Annotated in this window: 14 protein-coding genes, 1 tRNA gene and 1 other RNA gene; 4 read left to right on the forward strand and 12 right to left on the reverse strand. The window is 47.1% G+C overall.

What is annotated here, in order from left to right; all coding sequences use genetic code 11:
* Nucleotides 1–416: 416 nt before the first annotated feature.
* From JEQ21_RS08490 to JEQ21_RS08505, 4 genes are all read right to left on the reverse strand, one after another.
* Entirely contained in the window at nt 417–701 is a 285-nt protein-coding gene (locus JEQ21_RS08490; protein ID WP_199365042.1) for a rhodanese-like domain-containing protein, read from the reverse strand.
* Between the two features lie 9 nt (nt 702–710).
* Entirely contained in the window at nt 711–1,154 is a 444-nt protein-coding gene (gene dtd, locus JEQ21_RS08495) for a D-aminoacyl-tRNA deacylase (RefSeq protein WP_196091645.1), read from the reverse strand.
* A gap of 9 nt (nt 1,155–1,163) precedes the next feature.
* Nucleotides 1,164–3,383, reverse strand: coding sequence for a RelA/SpoT family protein (locus tag JEQ21_RS08500; protein WP_196091644.1), 2,220 nt, complete (start codon nt 3,381–3,383; stop codon nt 1,164–1,166).
* A 65-nt stretch (nt 3,384–3,448) separates the two neighbouring features.
* On the reverse strand, nt 3,449–4,663 hold the full coding sequence (locus JEQ21_RS08505) for a hypothetical protein (protein WP_199365044.1): 1,215 nt from the start codon (nt 4,661–4,663) through the stop codon (nt 3,449–3,451).
* Nucleotides 4,664–4,755: 92 nt separating this feature from the next.
* Here JEQ21_RS08505 and JEQ21_RS08510 point away from each other — a divergent pair, with 92 nt between their 5' ends.
* Nucleotides 4,756–5,409 carry an HD domain-containing protein gene (locus JEQ21_RS08510; RefSeq protein WP_199365046.1) on the forward strand — a complete coding sequence of 218 codons (654 nt, stop codon included), beginning with the start codon at nt 4,756–4,758 and terminating at the stop codon, nt 5,407–5,409.
* 55 nt (nt 5,410–5,464) lie between these two features.
* On the opposite strand, the gene pelG is transcribed toward JEQ21_RS08510, so the two are convergent.
* From pelG to JEQ21_RS08545, 7 genes are all read right to left on the reverse strand, one after another.
* The gene (gene pelG, locus JEQ21_RS08515) at nt 5,465–6,913 is read right to left on the reverse strand and encodes an exopolysaccharide Pel transporter PelG (protein WP_199365048.1); all 1,449 of its coding nucleotides are present in this window, start codon (nt 6,911–6,913) and stop codon (nt 5,465–5,467) included.
* Nucleotides 6,913–8,310 carry a GT4 family glycosyltransferase PelF gene (gene pelF, locus JEQ21_RS08520; protein WP_199365050.1) on the reverse strand — a complete coding sequence of 466 codons (1,398 nt, stop codon included), beginning with the start codon at nt 8,308–8,310 and terminating at the stop codon, nt 6,913–6,915. The genes pelG and pelF overlap by 1 nt, the downstream gene beginning before the upstream one ends.
* A 30-nt stretch (nt 8,311–8,340) precedes the next feature.
* The gene (locus JEQ21_RS08525; protein ID WP_199365052.1) at nt 8,341–9,240 is read right to left on the reverse strand and encodes a hypothetical protein; all 900 of its coding nucleotides are present in this window, start codon (nt 9,238–9,240) and stop codon (nt 8,341–8,343) included.
* Between the two features lie 3 nt (nt 9,241–9,243).
* On the reverse strand, nt 9,244–10,983 hold the full coding sequence (locus JEQ21_RS08530; RefSeq protein ID WP_199365054.1) for a hypothetical protein: 1,740 nt from the start codon (nt 10,981–10,983) through the stop codon (nt 9,244–9,246).
* A gap of 502 nt (nt 10,984–11,485) precedes the next feature.
* On the reverse strand, nt 11,486–12,235 hold the full coding sequence (locus JEQ21_RS08535) for a 16S rRNA (uracil(1498)-N(3))-methyltransferase (RefSeq protein ID WP_199365056.1): 750 nt from the start codon (nt 12,233–12,235) through the stop codon (nt 11,486–11,488).
* Between the two features lies 1 nt (nt 12,236).
* Nucleotides 12,237–13,184 (reverse strand): 50S ribosomal protein L11 methyltransferase, encoded by a 948-nt coding sequence (gene prmA, locus JEQ21_RS08540; RefSeq protein WP_199365058.1) that lies wholly within the window; start codon nt 13,182–13,184, stop codon nt 12,237–12,239.
* Nucleotides 13,185–13,196: 12 nt separating this feature from the next.
* A complete protein-coding gene (locus JEQ21_RS08545; RefSeq protein ID WP_199365060.1) occupies nt 13,197–13,667 on the reverse strand; it encodes a DUF3013 family protein in 471 nt (156 codons plus the stop codon).
* A 96-nt stretch (nt 13,668–13,763) separates the two neighbouring features.
* Here JEQ21_RS08545 and JEQ21_RS08550 point away from each other — a divergent pair, with 96 nt between their 5' ends.
* From JEQ21_RS08550 to JEQ21_RS08560, 3 genes are all read left to right on the forward strand, one after another.
* Complete coding sequence (locus JEQ21_RS08550) at nt 13,764–15,002, forward strand: replication-associated recombination protein A (RefSeq protein WP_233340846.1); 1,239 nt, start codon at nt 13,764–13,766, stop codon at nt 15,000–15,002.
* A 66-nt stretch (nt 15,003–15,068) separates the two neighbouring features.
* Nucleotides 15,069–15,261: non-coding RNA, 6S RNA (gene ssrS / locus JEQ21_RS08555), on the forward strand.
* Nucleotides 15,262–15,334: transfer RNA gene (locus JEQ21_RS08560), tRNA-Lys, on the forward strand.
* Between the two features lie 215 nt (nt 15,335–15,549).
* Here the strand turns inward: JEQ21_RS08560 and JEQ21_RS08565 are convergent.
* Nucleotides 15,550–16,362 (reverse strand): multinuclear nonheme iron-dependent oxidase, encoded by an 813-nt coding sequence (locus tag JEQ21_RS08565; protein ID WP_196966823.1) that lies wholly within the window; start codon nt 16,360–16,362, stop codon nt 15,550–15,552.
* Nucleotides 16,363–16,775: the final 413 nt, after the last annotated feature.

The following is a 16,775-nucleotide window of genomic DNA, read 5'->3' on the forward strand; positions in this document are numbered from 1 at the left end:
TGTAATTTTATTTTCACGCTCAAGGCGTATTCGAGTTATCTCATGACTCTTATTCATCCAGTTTTAGTTACAGGCTCGGCAAAGCCCTAATAAACTTACGGATTTGTATTGCTCATCTTTATTATATGCCTAAACTAATTTTCCGTCATGAGTTAGCAGGCGAAGCCTGCTTGGAGTTTTAGTTTGCTTTTAGTACAAGGCAGCGAGTCGCAGGCAGGTCAAAATCTTGAGGGAGATTTTGAGGTTGCTGATAAAACTTTCGAAGAAAGTTTCAAATAAGTACGGCAAGACGAGCTAACACAGTAATAAAAGATAAACTAAAAGAGTGTATCGCAGACCAACTCTATGCAGAGCCCCTTAGCTAGCATTGAACCCCAAAAATCCCGTCAAGTCCTTTTTCGACTTGACGGGATTTTTCATCTTTCATAAGTAGCCCAGCCATCTACAATCTGAACGACCTGATAGCCTTGTTTCTGTAAGAGAGCACTAGCACGCTCAGATCGGATCCCCTTGGTACAGACTACATGATAGACTGTGTTCACGTCCAATTGGTCTAAGCGATCTGCCAATTCGGGTTCGGGAATATTGAGAGAACCCTCAAAGTGTCGAGGAGCGAAGTCTTCGCGATCTCGAACATCCAACACAGCCACTTCTTTCTCATCCAGCAAGGCCCCCAATTGGGCCATCGTCATTTTCTCCATCATACCCCCCTAAGGATTTTTACTGTCCAGTAAAATGGTCACTGGCCCATCATTCACCAGAGCCACCTGCATATCCGCCCCAAAAACACCTGTTTCAACAGGAACAAAGTCCGCTAAGAGCTGGTTAAAGTCCTCATAAAGGGACTTGGCCAAATCTGGTTGGGCTGCCCCGGTAAAGGCAGGGCGATTGCCTTTTTTAGTTTGGGCGAAAAGAGTGAATTGGGAGACGGATAAGATGGCGCCTCCAACATCCTGAATGGAACAATTCATTTTCCCTAGGTCATCAGAAAAAATTCGCATATTGACGACCTTCCGACAAATATAGGCTAGATCATCCGCAGTATCAGCAGGACCAATCCCTACCAACAAGAGAAAGCCAGTGCCAATGGCAGCTTGAACTTCCCCATCAATGGAAACAGAGGCTTCCTTTACTCGCTGTAATACAACCCGCATAAACAGCTCCTATCCATTTGTCCTTTTAACAGAATACACATCCGGAACATTCTTGATCCGATCCACGACCGTGGTCAAGTTGGCTAAACTTGAAATACCAAAGGAAACGTGGATGGTGGCGAATTTCATATCCTTGGATGGTTGAGCATTAAACATGGAAATATTCTTGGTTGAATTGGAAAGCACCTGCAAGACATCATTGAGCAGACCTGTCCGATTGAGGCCGTAGATATCAATATTAGCGGTATATTCCTTATGGCCTGAGCCAGTACTCTCCCACTCAACATCCAAGAGTCTTTGTTCATAGTTTTCTTGCGAACGCAGGTTCATACAGTCTTCGCGGTGAACCGCAACCCCACGTCCCTTGGTGATATAGCCAACAATGGCATCACCCGGAACAGGGTTACAACACTTGGCCATCCGGATGAGCAGGCCTGGTGCACCTTTCACAGAAACTCCTTCTTCCTGTCTAGACTTGGTGTTGGCAGGCTTATCACTCTTGATTTCCCCACCTTGAAGGAGTTCTTCAGCTTGGGCACGTGCCTTCTCACGTTCAATCTCCCGGCGTTCTTTTTCCGTCAAGCGGTTAAAGACAGAAATGGCAGAGGCTTCCCCAAATCCAATGGCTGCATAAAGGGCCTCTTCAGACTTGTAGCTAGATTTTTCCAAATAGACATCCAAGTGTTTCTTATCCAAGAACTGATTGGCCTGCATATCATGCTGCTGGAATTGCTCCACCAAGAGCTCCCGTCCCTTATCAATCGACAAGGCCTTATCTTGATTCTTGAAGAACTGACGAATGCGGTTGCGGGCCTTGCTGGTTTTAACAATGTTAATCCAGTCACGACTTGGACCAAAGGAATTGGCAGAGGTGATGATTTCCACCTGATCTCCAGTCTTAAGTTTGGTGGTCAATGGCACCATCCGGCCATTCACTTTTGCACCAGTAGCCTTTTCCCCAACCTTGGTGTGGATTTCATAGGCAAAATCGATTGGCACGGAATCTTTGGGGAGGGCACGGACCGCACCGTCTGGTGTAAAGACATAAATTTCTTCCGCCAGAAAGTCTTGTTTAACCGTATCCACAAATTCCTTGGCATCCCCTGATTGCTCTTGCAAGTCCATCATCTCGCTAATCCAGTTCATACCAATAGCGGATTCTTTACTGTCAACCTTGCCCTTAATCCCTTTTTTATAAGCCCAGTGAGCCGCAACCCCGTACTCGGCAACTTCATGCATTTCCTGGGTCCGGATTTGAAACTCAATTGGCCCTTTGGGACCATAGACAGTCGTATGGATTGACTGATAACCGTTAGCCTTTGGATTGGCGATATAATCTTTAAAACGTCCTGGCATTGGCCGCCATAGTTCATGGACATACCCCAACATGGCATAAACTTCGCTCGGTGTTTCTAAAATACAGCGAATAGCGATGAGGTCATAGATTTCCTCGAAACGCTTTTTCTTATCCTGCATTTTACGGTAGATGGAATAAATATGTTTGGGACGACCATAAATCTGACCATCCAAATTCCGCTCGGCTGCGTACTTAGTGATTTTAGCAACCACTTCATCCACGAGCGCTTCCCGTTCCCGCCGTTTTTCTTTCATCAAATGGGTAATCTTATAAAATTCAACCTCATTCAAATAGCGGAAGGATAAATCTTCCAGCTCCCACTTGACGCTAGAAATCCCCAAACGATGGGCCAAGGGTGCGTAAATATCCATAGTTTCACGGGAAATCCGTTCCTGCTTGTCCTTGCGCAAATGCTTAAGAGTTCGCATATTGTGCAAGCGGTCGGCCAGCTTCACCAAAATCACGCGCATGTCCTGAGACATGGCCATCAACATCTTACGGTGGTTCTCAGCCAACTGTTCCTCATGAGACTTATACTCCACCTTCCCCAATTTGGTCACGCCATCCACAATCAGGCGAACCTCTTTGGAAAATTCACGCTCCAAATTGTCCAAGGACACAACTGTATCCTCCACCACATCGTGTAGGAAACCACAAGCCACGGTTACCGCGTCCAACTTCAATTTGGCTAAAATTCCAGCAACCTGAATCGGATGAATGATATAAGGCTCACCAGACTTACGGAACTGACCACTATGGCGATCAATTGCATAAATCAAGGCTTTTTGAACGAAGGCCACATCCTCAGGTGATAAATATTCTCTCGTAAGGGCAACAACCTGGGCCCCTGTTAAATTCTCTTCTTTTGACATCCTGCTCCCCCTTGTTCTTGTCCCCTATTTTACCATTTTTCCTTTGGTATGAAAACACTCCAAGCCTATAGAAGCAAGCCTCCAGCCCACTTTTTCCCTTTTTGAGAAAAAATCCAAAGAGGTTTTTTGGTCATCGGATCTTCGATACTCAAGCTTAAGAACTTGTACGCCAGCAAGGGCCGGGAAAGGCAAGTCACACACCGCCTCCTCTGGTCCGCAACCAGCCGCGTCAAATCCAAAGACAGCCGCTTTCGCCCCCGCTCCCCCTGCCAAGTCTCCCAATTAAGGGAAACGAACCAAGCAAAGGGAAAGGCTGCCACTCCCCTATTCTCCCAAGTCAAAATAAGGCAAGTCCCCATCAAACTAGACACAAACTGGACCTGCGGCACCCAGATTTGATACCCCAAACAAGCCGCCACAGCCTGAAACGTTTCGGAATTCCGAGGCAAGGCTGGCCCCAAAAAAGACAAACCCAGCCCTCGCATCTGAGCCAGCAAGTCCCGTCCTGGCGGCGCCCACAAACAATGAGAGGACCACTCACCCCCTAGCGCCCGCTCCACACCAGCCTGCCCCAAGCCACACATCTGAGCCCCATCAAACGACGGACCGCCCCCCATCAACTCCTCCAGCCAAACCCGCGTCTGAGCCAGATCCCCCAGCTCATCATGATAGAAACCATAAGACTTCCCCCAGTCCAGCCAAGCAAAAGGACGCCGCAGACAAAAATGACAATCTCGAAAAGCCGCCAGCCAAGGATCTACGTAAAAGCGCTGGGCAAACTCCCCTTGGGGCAAGGCTCCCAAGTTAGCAAGCTGGTGCCACTCCCCCCAATGGCCCAATCCCCCTAACTCTACATAGGCCACCAGACCATCCTGCCCCCAAGCTTTCCCCAAAGCCAAGACCAAACGCTGATAAGCCGCCGCTAAATAAGGATGATGATAATCCGGAACTAGACCTCTTCCAAATGGACTGATATAGGGTTTGGCAGGAACCTTCTCCAAAATCCAAGCTGGCAAACCCGACGTCCCCTTAGAACTAGGACGATCTAGGACGAGTCGAAAAACCAAACGTTGTCTTCGCTGCCGTAGGTGGGAGAAACCCAAACGCTGCTCCCAACCCACAAAAGCGAACTCCCCCTCTTTGGGCTCCAAATCCCGCCAGGTCAAGGATAAAAAGCAAAGACGACTCTTCCTAGCATCTAAACTTCCAATATCTGGCGCATACCCCACTAAGGGGCGCTCCTGCAAGACTTGATACTGCCACCGTTTACTCTGATACATCACTCTCCTCCATAAAAGCAGACCCTTCCCTTCCCCACCCAAACATGCTATGCTAATGAGAGAAAGCAGATTTTCACCTAGAAAGGAACCTCATGACTGACAAGACGATCATTCTAGAAAAAGCGAGAGCCTATGTCTTGCAAGAATTAAAGGATGAGACCTCTGGCCACGATTGGTGGCATATCCACCGGGTCACCCAAAACGCGCTCCACATCGCCCAAGAGGAAGGGGCCGATCTCTTTATTTGTGAACTAGCCGCCCTTCTGCACGATATAGCAGATGCCAAATTAAATGAAAGCGAGGCCGCTGGACTGCAAAAAGTACAGGACTGGTTAATCCATAACGGGGTTTCTCCTAATGACCGTGAGCATATCCTCCACATCATCCAATACATGTCCTTCAAGGGAGGCACCCAAACCCATATCTCCTTAAGCCTCGAAGGGCAGGTTGTCCAAGATGCTGATCGCCTAGATGCCCTAGGGGCTATCGGAATCGCACGAACCATGGCCTACTCTGGTCACGCTGGCAGACTCATCCACGACCCCGACCGAAAGCCCCGAGAGCAACTCAGCTTGGAAGACTACCGTAGCGGACAAGACACAGCCATCCTGCACTTCTATGAAAAACTCCTCAAGCTCAAAGACGGCATGAACACTGCCTATGCCAAGAAACTAGCCCAGGGACGACACCAATTTTTAGAGGCCTATTTAGAGCAGTTTTATGCGGAATGGGAGGCAGAACGCTGATTTTCTCTTTCTTTGCGCATAGGAAAACCCGGGACGACGTCCCGGGTTTACTTGTTTATTCGAATTTCGCAAAGATTTCTTCTAATTTCTGAGCTACATTTGTATAGGTATGTCTGGTTTTCAAGGCATCTTGAGCTGGACGACCTAGCACATGATAGGTCATCTGCTCTTGCAGCTGGCCTAGTCTCCTACGCGCCAAAAACGTGAGGATCAGACTAGCTAAGAGGAAACCACAACCCAGATAGGCTGGGGCTAGCCAAGCTAGCAGGCCAGTCAAGCCCAAGGATAAGGTCGCAAAGACCTGGGCTAACTGCTTGGCTCCCCGATAGTCCGCAAAATAGAGCAGGGTAAGAAGATAGGCATTGGCAATACCATAGATTCCGTAAGCCAAACATAACTGATTCAAAAGGAATAGACTCCCAACTGGCAAACTGGCCTCCATCGGTAAGAGCAGAAGGTTGAGCCCCACCATGAGCAAACTGGTCGCAATGACCTGTTTCCAAATGAGATAGCCCAATTCCCTCTGTAATACCCGCATCATCTCGCGCTCAGCCTGTTGCAGACTGAGGTAATTCCCTTTTTTATTATATAAAAGGAAAAAACGATGAAAGTGCGGATAGAAGAAGACTTCAACAGAAATAACATAGGTGACCAGGCCAAAGAGGGTTAGGAGAAAGGCCAAGAGCAAGCCAAACTCATAACCAGGAGCTTGGCGAAAGAGGCCTGTGACTTGCTGGCTCAAGGGACTATAGAGGGCCACAACGATATGTCCATAGAGCCCTAGGAATAAAAGGGGGCCAACAGGGGCCAAATCGGCATAGTCATCCACCCGCCGTAAAAAATCAAAGGAGAGACGGTGATTGCTAGGGTAGTGCAACAAAATCTGCCCGACCATCCGAATCAGGATAAAGCCATAGGCCAGACAGGCTCCTAAGAGCAGTCCCTGATTGAGACCAAAGAAGGAAGCTAGGCCACCCGTCAAGACCAGGATTCCGGCTGCCAATACAAAGGCCTTACTAATGGAGCGGTACTCCTGAATGGCGGTTAGATACTGGATGGAGTTCCAAATCAAGGTCAGAACCCCAAACAAGAGTAAATTCAAAAGATAGGCCCATGGTCCCAAACCAGCGAAAAGAAGGAAGATACCATAGATCACCGTCCCCAGAAGGAGCAGCAAGACACTAGAGGCAAAAAAGGAAGACAAGACCTGATCTTCTCGGTCCTGGTAGAGACTGTCGGCTAGGTAGCGACTGACCAGATAGGAGAAGAAGCTCTGTATCCCTAGAGAGGCCAACATCGCATAGGTGATTCCTGTCAATACCTGCATCCGACTGCTCGCATCTATCAAGGTAAATTGAGCTAAAACCTGTACCAAGCCAACCAAAAAGAGACCGAGCAAGAAGGGACCGACGTAAATCAGACTGGTAAACCCATAAGCCTTTTCCTTAGACAAGGGTGTCTGCTCATCGTAGATTTTTCGTAATTCAAAACCGATACCGGCCACTAGCTCAACCTCCCTTCATACATGTGTTGGTATTGCTTAATCATTTGTTGGTGTTGATAACTGCGCGCCACTCTTTGGCGACCCACCTGCCCCATCCGCCAACGAGCCCCTTCAGACAGGGCCATCTTCGTCATAGCCTGTCCCAAAGAATGACTATCCGTTGGTGGAACCGTGTATCCTGCCAAGCCAAGGTGATCAAAAGGTCCACCCTCTAAGAGTTCTCGGCAAGCCCCGACATCCGTTGTCACACAGGGCCGACCAGCCGCAAGCGATTCGAGCACGGCCAAAGGTTGTCCCTCTGACAGACTGGAAAGAACCGTGAAATCCAAGTCACGCATATAACTACGAACATCCACGCGCCCTGCAAAGATTACCCGATCCAAGCCCAAATCTTCCACCAGTTGGTAACACTGCTGAGCATAGTCTGGATCAACCGTATCTCCCAAAATATGCAAGCGCACGTAGGAAAGTTCCTGACTCACATCCGCAAAGGCCCGAATCAGATTCAATACATCCTTAATAGGCGCCAACCGAATCACAGCACCGATGTCTACCCAGTCACTTGGTCCCTTGAGAGGAATCCCATTAAAGCGCTCGTAGTGAATTCCGTTGGAAATCACCTTCGTTTTCTGAGCAGGAGCCCCCAAGGACACTTGGATTTTCCGAGCATTTTCAAACAGGGAGGTGATCCTCTCAGCCTGGTCATAGGCCACCTGGGCCAATTGGTTAAAGTACTGAACCCAAGCCTGCTTCATTGCATGGAGAACCCAGCTAGAACTGAGAATCTCTTCCTCCCGCTCACGGCTATAAATTCCATGTTCCGTCACAAAAAGCGGTCGACCCGTCTGATGACTAGCCATCGCTCCCAAGAGTCCGGCATACCCTGTCGAAATAGCATGATAAGCATCCGCATCTGGAATTTCTGCCCCCAGAACCGTCAAAAGTGGGGTAAACATGGATTGAATTGAATAGTAATAATCGGTAAAAGGAACCAAGGGGTAAGACCGCTGGGCTTCTGCTTCTACCCAAGTGATAAAATCCGCACTTCGAGTCAGCCAAGCTGGATCCAAGCATCCTTCTTGGGCCGACTGGAAAAGCTGAGACCAAGAAGGCTCCTCCCCCTGAATAAGAGCTTGTAAGTTCGATTTTTCCTGCTTCCTCAAAACAGGGGTTCCATCAGAGCCAACCTGTGGTGGCTGATCGAGGAAGACCTCATGGAAGGCCACGACATTGGCAGGCATCTCATAGACCGGATCCGTAGACACTGAACCTCCTGGATGCACCGTCCAAATCACAAACTCATGTTCTGGTAAGGATTGAATATAGTCATGAGCCCAACTTGACACACCTCCATGAACATAGGGGTATGAACCTTCAAAAATAAGGGCAATTTTCATACTCTTCTCCTTTCATAAGCTCCATCATTTCTAGACACGACCTTCCAAACGTTGTTCCCAGAACCGTAAATGAGCTTCATTCTCATGGGTAATATAAATCCCTTCTTCCCGCACAGAAGCCAAGGCCTTACGGAAATTCCAGGCATCATGTAATTCAAAATAATAGCGAAGTAGAAGCATCCAGACTTCTTCCTGATCCGACCAAGTCGATAAGAGGTGGTAGAGCTCTGCTTGAGCTGCCTCATAATCTTCCAAATCTAACTGAATTTGTGCCAAGCGAAGATGCCCCTTATAGTTATTGGACCGCTCCACCTGCTCCTTGGCCAATCGGCCTGCCTGCAGAAGATAAGCACGACGAGCCTGCCCTTCCAGCAGTCCCGACCCCAAGTAGGCCTCTAAAGCTTCCTGATACTTTTTGAGACGCGCAGGCTCATGAGGCGCTTCCTCATAGGACTGCCGCAAACTCCGAATGCCCCGCTCATAGTCCTCCTGCAAACCTGCAATCACACTAGCCGCATAGTGGACAACCTCAGAATCACCATGTTGGCGGGCCATATAGAGCAACTCCAAATTATCCTTAGCCTGCTCCATGGGCAAGTCCAACAACAAGCCGCGAGCCACCTGACCATCCTCCAACAACAGCGCCGTCTCCAGAGGTAGAACCGGATTCTGATGCGGATCCACATCCACCCCCTTAGATTGGGTGGTCACATCCCATTCAACCGGTTCTTCCACCAATTTTAGATCCAATTCAATTTGTTGACTCAAATGAACAATAGAAAGCAGCAAGGGACCGAAAATCGGTAGAAGAATGGCAAAAATCACATAGTAACCAGGAAAATGGAAGACTCCCCGTTTGCCTTGTCTGGCCAAGTAACTAGCCCAGATCAAATGGAGGGCCAACACAAGGCCCATAAAGGTCCATTCCATAGACTAGCCCTCCCCATTCAAATGCCCTAAGGACTTCTGAGCCTCTTCCCTTTCCAGGAAGAATCCCAAAAGCCGGGCGAAAAATTCAATTTGCTGGGACTCCTGCAAATTCATGTGCTGGAAGTCCACCCCTTCAATCCAAAGCAAATAAGCAACCTGACCTGAACGCTTGATACTAACAGCGTAAGCTGGATAGCCAGCCAAGAGATCCGCATTCACCCATGAGGAGCCCTCCTGAATACGCGTAGCGACACGTGGAAGCGCCGATAAATCAATCTTTTGCGGCATCCCTTCCTGCTTGCCAACCACCAGATGGGCGGTTACTAACCCTTGATCAAAACGGTAAATCCCCATATCTCGGGCTTGAATCTTGGTATCCAACTGACTCAAGGCTTCGGAAAAGAGGGCCTCCCCCGGAGCCTGAGCCAGATGGTTGAAGAGGGTCGCGAAGTAACCAAAACCACCCCGTTCGCTCAGAATCTGATAACGCAAAGATTGTCGATCTTCGAGCACATGGCGGTAATTTTCTTGCAAGGCTTGGTGTTCCGACATCAGAGCAGCCTGCTCCGCCCGCAAGGTTGCTTGCCGATCCAGGTTTTGCATCTGCAGGTAACCCGCTAAAGCTGTAGCCAGAACATAGGCCAAAACCTGTAGCCAAAACGCAGCCGAACTCAGCAGACTCAAAGCTTCCCCTTGAGCGAAGGCGACTTGAAGGAGCAGAACCACCCCCATAGCCAAGAATCCCTTCTTCATCCCCCGAGCCTGGGCCACAAGGACCAGATAAAGGAGTGGGAAGGAGAGAGAGAGGCTAAAAGACTGCTGGGCCACAAGCAACTGCAAGCCCTGGGCTAGCAAAGCTCCCAAAAGGAGAAGAACATAGTCCACCCAAGGGGCAGTTCCCTGGTCTACAGGAACCCAAACCTTTTCATCCACTCTAAAATCACCCAGCTGTGGCAGTAGAGCCATTACCTCTACTGGCTCAGACCACTGGTAGCGATCTGTTAGCCGATTCCCTTGGATAGGCTGGTACAGTTCTTGCTCCTGCCCTCGGAAGTAGATTTCGTAACCTGTTAACTCTTTATTTTTTTGCAAAATGTCCGCAATCTCCCCAAAAGTCGCCGGTTCACTTGGGAACCAGGTCAGGGTTTCTGTTTGGCCATCCCAACTGTCTAGAACGCGGTAAATGAGTGAGGACAAGGTATCCAAGATTGCAAAGGGAGCTTCCTGATTCTCTCGCTCCGTAAACTCCAACCGTCCTTGCACCTGGGCCTGTCCTAGAATCTTGGCAAAATAAGGCTCCTTCTCCCAGGTTGAAAAGAGGTACGGCAGCTGCAAGACCTTATAAGCTCGGCCTTGCCAAGACTCCAACAAATCCAACTCCAAATCCATCAACCCAGGTAGATTTGATTGAACTTGAGGACCTGTCAGATATAAGAATTTGCTAACGGAAGCCTTTCCAAGCGCCAAAGCAGCCAATAATTCCCGGAGGGAGGCAAGAGACTGGGCACTAGGATTTTTATAGGTCAAGTAATCCGAGAAAAAGACCACTTGCTGAAAATCATAGGCTTCCAAAATTTCAGTCAGACTGAAGGGACTCTGCGCAGGCGACACCACTGTCACCTGCTGGTCTGTCCCTGCACTTATCTCTGACTCTCCAAAAATGAAAACCGCTCCCTGAGGGAAACTTTCTTGAATAAAGGTCTCCGTTACATAAGACGTATTCCCTATTAACAAAGTCCGCATATTCTGGCTCCTACTTTCCTTTTCCAAACTTTTCCTAAATCTGATTGGGGAACCTTTAGAGACAAGGCTCCCAATTTTATCAATATTCCTATTATACCATACTCTTCTATGGATTTTTGCAGCTATCTGAAAAAAGGCTGGGACAGAAGTCTCAACCTTTCGATTTTATACTGGACAAACTTCAAAATCGGAATACTCGAAAAATTTCAAAAAAATGACTAGGAAAGCCGATGATGGTAGAACTGAAGTTCACCGAAGAGGCTTGACAACGTCAGATTTTGAAATTTAATGAGTATTAATTGGTGAAAATACATTGACGCAGTGGTTGATTGAAATTAGTTAAGTATAGTCTTTTAGTTTATCTTTTATTACTGTGTTAGCTCGTCTTGCCGTACTTCAGTACTGTCTACGACTCGCTGCCTTGTACTAAAAGTAAACTAAAAGACTATATACTCAACTGTCCCACTCTCCTCACGAATCTTTATCCTGAAACACCTTCCACTCACGCGTCACCAGACAATTCCAGCTCATAGCTAATAGCGCTGAGCAGATAGAAGGGGGCGGTTTCAGCTCGGAGAATCCGAGGACCGAGGCCGACCAGCTGGGCACCGTGTTCCTGATAGGAGCTAATCTCTTGAGGACTGATGCCTCCCTCTGGTCCGACAAGCACCAACACCTTCTGCCCCGCCGTTAACTGGCGAAGCACCTGGGCCAGACGGCTTCTTTCGCCAGCCTTAGCTTCTTCTTCATAGGCCACCAAGACATGGTCAAATTGATCCATTCGTTCCAACAGTTCAGCCTGGTTGGCCAGCAGTTCCACCTGAGGAAGCAAGTCTCGCTTGCTTTGCTCAGCTGCTCCCAAGATCACCTTCCGCAATTTCTCCTGGCGCTTGGCTAATTTTTTCGCATCCCATTTGACCACTGACCATTGGCCAGGGAAGCCCCAAATTTGGTGAACCCCTAGTTCGGTTGCTTTTTGGGCCACCAATTCTAACTTATCCCCTTTGGGATAGGCGCAAGCCAAAGTCACCTGAACCGGCAATTCCTTATCAGCAGCTACAGGCTTCTCTAAGTCGAAGAGAGCGGATTCCCGATCTGCCAGTTTTGCCTGCCATTTTTCTCCTTGGTCAAAAACAAAAATCAGCTGTTCCCCTTCCTGCAGGCGGAGTACAGAAAATAAATGTTTGAGGAGATCCTTATTCTGGACCTGGTAAGGGTTACTAACCGGACCTTGGACAAAATATTGCTGCATACTAGCCTCCAATCACACCTTCTGGGTTTTGGGTCTTTTTAAAAATCCCCGCATTCCATTCCCCTTCGATCATCTGACGCTCTAGGTAGAAGCCAGCAGTCTCTGCCGCCTCCCGAACCATGGACCACTTATCCGCAATGATTCCACTCATGATCAAGTAACCTTCTTCTTCCAAGAGACGGTAGGCATCCTCCGTCAGCAAGACTAGAATATCCGCTAAAATATTGGCAACAATCACCTGGGCTCGCTCTTCTACCCCAACCAAGAGGTTACCCGCTGCTACCTGAATCTGGTCAGAACCCGGATTCAAATCAATGTTCTCCTGGGCCACTTTCACAGCTACCTCATCCAGATCATAGGCAAAGACCCGCTCTGCTCCCAACTGAACAGCCGCAATGGATAGAACCCCACTACCGGTTCCCACGTCTAGAACCCGTTCACCCCCACGGAGGACCTGTTCCAGTGCATAGAGACTCAATTTCGTGGTTGGATGGGTACCGGTCCCAAAAGCCATTCCCGGATCCAACCGCAACAATTTCTCACCTGGACTTGGCTGATAATCCTCTGTCCAAGAAGGGACAATGGTTAACTGGTGACTAATCCGAGCTGGCTCATAGTATTTCTTCCAATTCTCTGCCCAGTCTTCCTCTTCCAACTCTTGGGACTCAATTCGGATAGCAGCTTTATCAAAATCCACCTGCGCTGCCTCAATAGCGACTTCCAAGTCCGTCCGCAGAACTGCCAATTCAACCTGTTCCGGATAGTAAGCACGGATGGTCACTGTCGGCAGAACATCTACCTCTGGCAACAATTCTCCGAAGCCATCTTCCTGTCGCTGAAATTCTTGACTGTCCTCAATCGCCACCCCCTGGGCACCCAGACCAATCAAGAGGTCACTCATCCACTCTTCTCCCTCACGATTTACCACAACCGCTAATTCTTGCCACATCCTTTTTTCCTCCTAATAACGCGGATAAGGGTAACGAAGTCCCTCTTCCACTTGCTCCAAACCACGATCAAATGCCACTTGATCCCAAACCAACTCAAAATCTTCCGCTTCTTCATCTTGTAAAAAATCAAAGATATCGTCCAAACCAGACTCGGCTAGATCTGACAAAAATTGTACAAAGTAAGTTAAAAACTCACGGGAAAACCCAACCTTAGGATCATAGGGCAGAACCGTCAGATAATCTGCCGCCTCATAGCGGGACTTGGCTGGATTGACAAACAAAAGCGACTCCTCTAACAAAAGCTCTTCCGCAAAAACCTGGTCCTCCTCATCAAGTAGAGCCACCTGCTCCTGATTGGCAATCTCCAACAAAAACGACAACTGAATCGCATGGTTCCGCTTATCCCATTGAATCTCATAATCAAAGGGAAAGGCCTTGTCCATCTCCTGGTCAAGAACCTCAATAAATCCATATTTAGCCATGGGGTGAGTCTCCTTCTCTGTGCTATAATAGTAGTTATTATTCTACCACAAGATTGAAGGAGGACGAAAGTCGTGAATCAAAACCTGGCCCTGAACATGCGCCCCACCAACCTAGACCAAATCGTCGGCCAATCCCACCTGGTCGGCCCTGGAAAAGTCCTCCGCCGCATGGTTGAAGCCGGTAAACTCTTCTCCATGATTCTGTACGGACCTCCCGGAATTGGAAAAACCAGCATTGCCAGCGCTCTAGCTGGCAGCACCGGTCAGGTATTCCGCACCTTCAATGCCACCACCGACACCAAACAACGCATGAAGGAAATCGCCGAAGAAGCCCGCTTCTCCGGCAGTCTGGTTCTCCTCCTAGACGAGATCCACCGCCTCAACAAGGACAAACAGGACTTCTTCCTGCCTCTTCTAGAAAGCGGTCAATTAACCATCATCGGGGCCACTACCGAAAACCCCTTCTATTCCATCAACCCCGCCATTCGCTCCAGACTTCAAATCTTCGAACTCAAACCCCTGACCACTGACGAAATGAAGGCCGGCATCCAAGCCGCCCTCCAAGACCCTAACCGTGGCTTTGACTTCCCCGTCCAACTGACCTCTGAGGCCTTAACCTTCCTCAGCCAAGCCAGCAACGGGGACCTTCGTGCAGCCTATAATACCCTAGAATTAGCGGCTCTCTCAACCCCCAAAAACGAAGAGGGCCAAGTCCACCTTGACTTGAATATCCTCAAAGAATGCTTGCAAAGCAGCCACCTCACCCTAGACAAGGACGGCGACGGCCACTATGACCTCCTCTCTGCCCTCCAAAAGTCAATCCGCGGCAGTGATGTCGACGCCAGCCTCCACTACGGTGCCCGACTCATTAAAGGCGGTGACCTAGACAGCCTAGCCCGCCGCCTCACTGTCATCGCTTACGAAGATATCGGATTAGCGAACCCACAAGCGCAAATCCACACCGTCACCGGATTGGAAGCTGCCAAACGCATCGGCCTCCCCGAAGCTCGAATTATCATCGCCAATATCATTGTTGACCTGGCCCTCTCCCCTAAGTCCAACTCCGCCTACGCAGCCATGAACCAAGCCTTGGCCGATCTTGAAAACTTCGGCTCCCTTCCAATTCCAGACCATCTCCGAAGCGGAACCCATGCCGGAAACAAGCAACAACCTTATCTCTACCCCCACGATTACCCTGACAAGTGGGTGGACCAAGACTACCTTCCAAACTCCCTTAAAAACCGCCATTACTTCCAACCCAACCTGACCGGCCGCTACGAACAAGCTTTGGCAGCACGCAAAGACTGGATTGACAAAGCTAAAGCCAAAACATGATGGCGGTTTCACTTTTTTAACTTTTTCTCTTGCCAATTTTAAAAAAAGTGGTATCATATATATAAAGATAGGCTGTGGTGTGCGAATTCATACCTAAGTGTTGACCGACTATTTTTTGTATAACCCGGGAGACAAAGACATCTAACCGCGTGCAGGCCGTTCCACACGGAAGCAGCTTCAGTTAGAGCATGTCACCCACCTGCTTATTCGCGCGGGTTCAATACAAACCATGAATTTTCGGCACCAATACAGCTATTTTCCTTCCTTAGCTCAGCTGGCAGAGCAGCGGACTCTTAATCCGTGGGTCGCAGGTTCGATCCCTGCAGGGAGGATACGAATACAGACGAAAAAGCCTATTTTGTAGGCTTTTTTTGATACTCTTTTATGATTTGTCCGCCGTGTGTCCGTTTCCTGTGAAACTCGATTATTCAATCACTTCTTTCCGAAAAATTGGTATTTTCGGGAAGATAAAAACAACAATTTACAATAATACTAAAAGAGACTGCTTTCACAATCTCTTTTCTAAAAAAATCTATGATGTACACGTCTACTTAAAAATAGATGAAGCAAAAATATCTTTAAGTGCATTTACATCATTAAGAATATCTTCTGCAGAATTAACATTGAAATCTCTTTCCACTAGAACATATTCTAAATTAGTTAAAAAAGGTTTCACATATTTTACCGCTTCAAGTATTTCATCATCTAAATTATTAAAATGTGTGTCCTGATACACCCCTCTTTCATCTATCGTAAGACCAGATACATGCATTACTTTAACTTTATCAAAAGGATAAGATTCTACATACTGCTTAAAATCTTTATTATTCCTTTTACATGTAATATACATATTTGTTATATCAAGCATTAAAGAAACATTTGTTGATTGAATAACTTTATCAATAAATTCTGACTCAGTATATTGATCATTAGTTAATTCTGTTTGAGTAATATTTTCTATCAAAAAATTTTCAGGAAAATATTCAGCAATAGTAGGTAAATTATTTTGAAAAATCTCTAAACTCCTATCATTATATTCAATTTGTTGAACAGCAGTTAAATAAACATTGTCAATATAAGAATAGGCAATATAGTCAGAAAAATATTTAGAATTAAGAAATTCAGACACATAAAAATATTTATCTAGCATATCCTCTTGAGGTCCTTCAGGAGAAAATATTGATGTCCTTAAACAATGCAATCCCAAATCAATATTATTCAATCCAGATAATTCTTTAATATGCTTCATATCTTTAATATCCGTAATTTCTGGCATAATCTCTAAAAAATTTACATTTTTCACTAAAAGATCCAAAAATTGATTATGGATATGAGGTCTGTAACAAACACCGATTTTCATAAATACTTTTCCTTCCTAAATAATAAATAAAAGATAACAAGCAGATTTAAAACAAATAATCCTATTTCTAAAAAAGTTGCTTCCCTTCCAAATAAAGATAAAAGAATTGAAAAGAATGAACCATTTACAGTCAATGTTTGTAAAATGTACTTCATATCATTTTCTTGATTAACCTGTAAAAAATACTTTCTAACTTTAATTCCCAAAGAAATAAGACAGGCAGTTAAAAAACTAAAACTCCAAGCAGGCTTCGCCTGCTAACTCATGACGGAAAATTAGTTCAGGTATATAATAAAGATGAGCAATACAAATCCGTAAGTTTATTAGGGCTTTGCCGAGCCTGTAACTAAAACTGGATGAATAAGAGTCATGAGATAACTCGAATACGCCTTGAGCGTGAAAATAAAATTACA

Origin of the sequence: Streptococcus sp. 121 (assembly GCF_016458205.1) — a bacterium.
GTDB lineage: Bacteria > Bacillota > Bacilli > Lactobacillales > Streptococcaceae > Streptococcus.

Excerpts from the sequence above, each read along its gene's own strand:
- pelF (WP_199365050.1), bottom strand. The coding sequence starts at position 8,310 with ATGAAAATTGCCCTTATTTTTGAAGGTTCATACCCCTATGTTCATGGA.
- JEQ21_RS08565 (WP_196966823.1), bottom strand. The coding sequence starts at position 16,362 with ATGAAAATCGGTGTTTGTTACAGACCTCATATCCATAATCAATTTTTG.
- dtd (WP_196091645.1), bottom strand. The coding sequence starts at position 1,154 with ATGCGGGTTGTATTACAGCGAGTAAAGGAAGCCTCTGTTTCCATTGAT.
- JEQ21_RS08505 (WP_199365044.1), bottom strand. The coding sequence starts at position 4,663 with ATGTATCAGAGTAAACGGTGGCAGTATCAAGTCTTGCAGGAGCGCCCC.
- JEQ21_RS08510 (WP_199365046.1), top strand. The coding sequence starts at position 4,756 with ATGACTGACAAGACGATCATTCTAGAAAAAGCGAGAGCCTATGTCTTG.
- JEQ21_RS08500 (WP_196091644.1), bottom strand. The coding sequence starts at position 3,383 with ATGTCAAAAGAAGAGAATTTAACAGGGGCCCAGGTTGTTGCCCTTACG.
- JEQ21_RS08550 (WP_233340846.1), top strand. The coding sequence starts at position 13,764 with ATGCGCCCCACCAACCTAGACCAAATCGTCGGCCAATCCCACCTGGTC.
- JEQ21_RS08545 (WP_199365060.1), bottom strand. The coding sequence starts at position 13,667 with ATGGCTAAATATGGATTTATTGAGGTTCTTGACCAGGAGATGGACAAG.
- prmA (WP_199365058.1), bottom strand. The coding sequence starts at position 13,184 with ATGTGGCAAGAATTAGCGGTTGTGGTAAATCGTGAGGGAGAAGAGTGG.
- JEQ21_RS08490 (WP_199365042.1), bottom strand. The coding sequence starts at position 701 with ATGGAGAAAATGACGATGGCCCAATTGGGGGCCTTGCTGGATGAGAAA.
- JEQ21_RS08530 (WP_199365054.1), bottom strand. The coding sequence starts at position 10,983 with ATGCGGACTTTGTTAATAGGGAATACGTCTTATGTAACGGAGACCTTT.
- JEQ21_RS08535 (WP_199365056.1), bottom strand. The coding sequence starts at position 12,235 with ATGCAGCAATATTTTGTCCAAGGTCCGGTTAGTAACCCTTACCAGGTC.
- JEQ21_RS08525 (WP_199365052.1), bottom strand. The coding sequence starts at position 9,240 with ATGGAATGGACCTTTATGGGCCTTGTGTTGGCCCTCCATTTGATCTGG.